The 5878-nt window shown below is 46.9% G+C and carries 2 tRNA genes and 3 rRNA genes; all 5 read right to left on the bottom strand.

Features of this window, described 5'->3' with window-relative positions:
* Nucleotides 1–46: 46 nt before the first annotated feature.
* A 5S ribosomal RNA gene (gene rrf, locus BMX56_RS29735) occupies nt 47–158 on the bottom strand.
* A 229-nt stretch (nt 159–387) separates the two neighbouring features.
* A 23S ribosomal RNA gene (locus BMX56_RS29730) occupies nt 388–3266 on the bottom strand.
* A 279-nt stretch (nt 3267–3545) separates the two neighbouring features.
* Nucleotides 3546–3622, bottom strand: a tRNA-Ala gene (locus tag BMX56_RS29725).
* An 87-nt stretch (nt 3623–3709) separates the two neighbouring features.
* Nucleotides 3710–3784 (bottom strand) — tRNA-Ile (locus BMX56_RS29720).
* 288 nt (nt 3785–4072) lie between these two features.
* A 16S ribosomal RNA gene (locus BMX56_RS29715) occupies nt 4073–5594 on the bottom strand.
* Together the 16S, 23S and 5S rRNA genes with 2 tRNA genes alongside form the textbook arrangement of a ribosomal RNA operon.
* Nucleotides 5595–5878: the final 284 nt, after the last annotated feature.

Here is a 5878-nt window from a genome sequence, read left to right as displayed (position 1 = left end):
AACGCAAAAAAGCCCTTGACTGTTTCCAGCAAGGGCTTGATTTAAGATTTGGCACCGACCTACTCTCCCACGTTTTACCGCAGTACCATCGGCTCTGGCGGGCTTGACTTCTCTGTTCGGAATGGGAAGAGGTAGACACCGCCGATATAGGCACCTGAATATTTTTAATGTTGAGGTGAAAGCTTAAAGGTGAAGGGTGAAAGGTTTTTAATACCTTTTGCCTTTATCCTTTGGCCTTTCTGCCTTAACAATGACATATTATTGAAAGAAGTAATTAATCAGAGAAAACAACAATATTAGTGTGTTCATGGTTGATAGTTCATGGTTCATCGCACATATTACTATGAACTATGATCCATTTGCCATCAACCACTATTATTACCTGCTATGAGAAAGCTTCGGGCAATTAGTATCACTCGGCTATGATGTCACCACCTTTATACCTATGACCTATCAACGTAGTAGTCTGCTACGACCCTCAATGGAAGTCTCATCTTGTGGCTAGTTTCGCACTTAGATGCTTTCAGCGCTTATCTATTCCCAACGTAGCTACTCTGCAATACAGCTGGCGCCATAACAGATTCACCAGAGGTTAGTCCAACCCGGTCCTCTCGTACTAAGGTCAGCCCCACTCAAACTTCCAACGCCCACAACAGATAGGGACCGAACTGTCTCGCGACGTTCTGAACCCAGCTCGCGTGCCACTTTAATGAGCGAACAGCTCAACCCTTGGGACCTTCTCCAGCCCCAGGATGTGACGAGCCGACATCGAGGTGCCAAACCTCCCCGTCGATATGAGCTCTTGGGGGAGATCAGCCTGTTATCCCCAGCGTACCTTTTATCCTTTGAGCGATGGCCCTTCCATGCAGAACCACCGGATCACTATATCCGTCTTTCGACCCTGCTCGGCTTGTCTGCCTCACAGTCAAGCAAGCTTATGCTATTGCACTCCACGTACGGTTACCAAGCGTACTGAGCTTACCTTTGAAAGCCTCCGTTACCTTTTTGGAGGCGACCACCCCAGTCAAACTACCCGCCAAACAATGTCCTCCGCTGTGCAGAGTTAGACACCAAATACAGAAAGGGTGGTATTTCAACGTTGACTAACCAACTCCTAGCGAAGCTGGATCACAGTCTCCCACCTATCCTACACATCCTGTATCCGATATCAATGTTAAGTTGTAGTGAAGGTGCATGGGGTCTTTCCGTCCCGTTGCGGGTAACCGGCGTCTTCACCGATACCACAATTTCACCGAGCTCATGGCTGAGACAGCGCCCAGATCGTTACACCATTCGTGCAGGTCGGAACTTACCCGACAAGGAATTTCGCTACCTTAGGACCGTTATAGTTACGGCCGCCGTTTACCGGGGCTTCGATTCAATGCTTCGCCTTGCGACTAACATCCCCTCTTAACCTTCCGGCACCGGGCAGGTGTCAGGCCATATACGTCATCTTTCGATTTTGCATAGCCATGTGTTTTTGTTAAACAGTCGCCTGGGCCTTTTCACTGCGGCTTCCATTGCTGAAAGCGCCCCTTCTCCCGAAGTTACAGGGCCATTTTGCCGAGTTCCTTAGCCATGATTCACTCGAGCACCTTAGGATTCTCTCCTCGACTACCTGTGTCGGTTTACGGTACGGGTTTTTATAACCTGAAGCTTAGCGGGTTTTCTTGGAAGTCTGATTACCTGAACTATTACCGCCCCCGAAGGTTTGGTATACTATCAGCTTTCAGCATGGTCTGCGTACTTAACTACAGTCCATATACCTACGGCCTTTAACGAACTATTCCGTCAGTTCGCGTCAGTGTCACTACTCCGTCACCGCATCGCAGTTATAAAAAGTACTGGAATATTAACCAGTTGTCCATCGGCTACGCCCTTCGGCTTCACCTTAGGCCCCGACTAACCCTGATCCGATTAGCGTTGATCAGGAAACCTTAGTCTTTCGGTGGGCGGGTTTCTCTCCCGCCTTATCGTTACTTATGCCTACATTTGCTTTTCTATTCCCTCCACAGTCGGTTGTCCCTCCTGCTTCGCCGGATAATAGAATGCTCCCCTACCAGATGCATTGCTGCAAATCCATAGCTTCGGTATACTGCTTGATGCCCGTTTATTATCCATGCCCGATCGCTCGACTAGTGAGCTGTTACGCACTCTTTAAATGAATGGCTGCTTCCAAGCCAACATCCTAGCTGTCTGTGCAATCGGACCTCGTTAGTTCAACTTAGCAGTAATTTGGGGACCTTAGCTGATGGTCTGGGTTCTTTCCCTCTCGGCCCTGGACCTTAGCACCCAGAGCCTCACTCCAGCGTATATTAATAAGCATTCGGAGTTTATCTGGATTTGGTAGGATTTGACTCCCCCGCACCCAATTAGTAGCTCTACCTCTTATTAACTCAACCGCCAGGCTGTTCCTAAAAACATTTCGGGGAGTACGAGCTATTTCCCAGTTTGATTAGCCTTTCACCCCTACCCACAAATCATCCGGAAACTTTTCAACGTTTATCGGTTCGGTCCTCCAGTACCTGTTACGGCACCTTCAACCTGTCCATGGGTAGATCACAAGGTTTCGCGTCTACCTCCCCTGACTATACGCCCTATTCAGACTCGCTTTCGCTTCGGATCCGTGTCTTAAACACTTAACCTTGCCAGGAAAGAGTAACTCGTAGGCTCATTATGCAAAAGGCACGCCGTCACAGATTGCTCTGCTCCGACCGCTTGTAAGTACACGGTTTCAGGTTCTATTTCACTCCCCTGTTCGGGGTTCTTTTCACCTTTCCCTCACGGTACTGGTTCACTATCGGTCTCTCAGGAGTATTTAGCCTTACCGGATGGTGCCGGCAGATTCCCACAAGGCGTCTCCGACCTCGCGGTACTCAGGATACCACTATCCAATCATTCATTACCCGTACGCAGCTGTCATGCTCTATGGCCGGGTTTCCCACCCCGTTCCGGTTTTGTTTGATTTTCATATTGTGGTCCTACAACCCCAATTATGCCGTAACATAATTGGTTTGGGCTTCTTCCCTTTCGCTCGCCACTACTCAGGAAATCATTATTATTTTCTCTTCCTCTGCTTACTTAGATGTTTCAGTTCAGCAGGTTTGCGCATTTATGCAATTAGTCTTCAACTAATTAGGTTTCCCCATTCAGAAATCTACGGATCAAATCTTATTTGCAAATCCCCGTAGCTTATCGCAGCTTATCACGTCTTTCATCGCCTCTGAGAGCCAAGGCATCCCCCGTGTACCCTTTCTTACTTTCTTCTACTATACCGCCTTTTGCTCGGTATGTATGCTTTTTGATTCTTGTTGCCGTTTTTAGTATCAAGTACTTAGTATCAAGTAGCAAGACCGAAGCCTTTCTCCTTTTTACTTTTCCGCAATATTCAAAAGCCTGCAACAGTCCTCTATACTGTTGTCTTCTCTTTTTTATTACTTCTTCCAATATGTCAAAGAACGTTCGCGGATGTGCCGATTTCAGATTTCAAATGTGCAGATGATTTCTCATTTGCATATCTGCATATCTAACATTTGCACATCTACTGGTGGAGAATAACGGATTCGAACCGTTGACCCCCTGCGTGCAAGGCAGGTGCTCTAGCCAGCTGAGCTAATCCCCCTAAAATGAACCGTCATTAGTCATTGGTCATTAGTCATTGCCTTTCTGGTTTTGACTTTTGAATTTTGATTTTTGACTTTACCTTTCGTAGTCCCGAGCAGATTTGAACTGCTGACCCCTACATTATCAGTGTAGTGCTCTAACCAAGCTGAGCTACAGGACTGGGTTTGATTTCGGACGTCGGATTTACGATTTGTGATTCTCCTATTCCCGATTTCTTTCAATCTCGTATCACCTTTTGATTATTGCCACTGATGGCTTCATCTTTTGGGTTTCCTTTTTTGTTTAATTATTGAATGACTGAATTAGTGAATTACTGATTTGTTGTTTTGTATTATATATAGCATATAACCTACCAACTTAATCTAACTCAATAAACCAATCAACCAATTTTAAGAAATAATCATGTAGGTAACTTGTTACAATAACTGATGTATCGATACTGCTCCAGAAAGGAGGTATTCCAGCCACACCTTCCGGTACGGCTACCTTGTTACGACTTAGCCCCAGTTACCGACTTTACCCTAGGACGCTCCTTGCGGTTACGCACTTCAGGCACTTCCAGCTTCCATGGCTTGACGGGCGGTGTGTACAAGGCCCGGGAACGTATTCACCGCGTCATTGCTGATACGCGATTACTAGCGAATCCAACTTCACGGGGTCGAGTTGCAGACCCCGATCCGAACTGTGAACAGCTTTTGGAGATTGGCATCCTGTTGCCAGGTAGCTGCCCTCTGTACTGCCCATTGTAGCACGTGTGTAGCCCCGGACGTAAGGGCCATGATGACTTGACGTCGTCCCCTCCTTCCTCTCTATTTGCATAGGCAGTCTGTTTAGAGTCCCCACCTTAACGTGCTGGCAACTAAACATAGGGGTTGCGCTCGTTGCGGGACTTAACCCAACACCTCACGGCACGAGCTGACGACAGCCATGCAGCACCTAGTTTCGTGTCCCGAAGGACTTGAGCGTCTCTGCTCAATTCACTAACTTTCAAGCCCGGGTAAGGTTCCTCGCGTATCATCGAATTAAACCACATGCTCCTCCGCTTGTGCGGGCCCCCGTCAATTCCTTTGAGTTTCACCCTTGCGGGCGTACTCCCCAGGTGGAATACTTAACGCTTTCGCTTAGACGCTGACCGTATATCGCCAACATCGAGTATTCATCGTTTAGGGCGTGGACTACCAGGGTATCTAATCCTGTTTGATCCCCACGCTTTCGTGCCTCAGTGTCAATCTAACCATAGTAAGCTGCCTTCGCAATTGGTGTTCTGTGACATATCTATGCATTTCACCGCTACTTGTCACATTCCGCCTACCTCTAGTTCATTCAAGCTCATCAGTATCAAAGGCACTGCGATAGTTAAGCTACCGTCTTTCACCCCTGACTTAATAAGCCACCTACGCACCCTTTAAACCCAATAAATCCGGATAACGCTTGGATCCTCCGTATTACCGCGGCTGCTGGCACGGAGTTAGCCGATCCTTATTCTTACAGTACATTCAGCTTGATTCACGAATCAAGGTTTATTCCCGTACAAAAGCAGTTTACAACCCGTAGGGCCGTCTTCCTGCACGCGGCATGGCTGGTTCAGGCTTCCGCCCATTGACCAATATTCCTTACTGCTGCCTCCCGTAGGAGTCTGGTCCGTGTCTCAGTACCAGTGTGGGGGGTCATCCTCTCAGATCCCCTAAACATCGTAGCCTTGGTAAGCCGTTACCTTACCAACTAGCTAATGTTCCGCATGCCCATCTTGTTCCTATAAATATTTGATTATAATACGATGCCATATCATAATGTTATGCGGTCTTAATCTCTCTTTCGAGAGGCTATCCCCCTGAACAAGGTAGGTTACATACGTGTTACGCACCCGTGCGCCACTCTCAAGGAAAGCAAGCTCTCCTATCCCGTCCGACTTGCATGTATTAGGCCTGCCGCTAGCGTTCATCCTGAGCCAGGATCAAACTCTCCATTGTAAAATGTCTCGTTTGTTCACTGACCCTATTATTAATAATAGAATCTGTATAATCATTATATCTTTATACAGTATCTAACACTTGTTTGTTATCATAACTCCTCTTACTCTTTTCCGCCTTGCAGCTTCTTTTTGTTTGAGTTGTTACTCTACATGATTTTCTATTTCTTAAAAGAACTTTCCCGCTTCATCATCCGAATCCGCTATATAATCTTTACAAGTTACCTTGTCTGATTTGTCATTTCTATTACCGGAATCGCTCCGGCTTTTTAACTTCTTTTGCTC

The sequence above is a fragment of the Mucilaginibacter sp. OK283 genome (genome assembly GCF_900110415.1).
Taxonomy (GTDB): Bacteria; Bacteroidota; Bacteroidia; order Sphingobacteriales; family Sphingobacteriaceae; genus Mucilaginibacter.
This window is presented reverse-complemented; position numbering and strand designations above follow the sequence as displayed.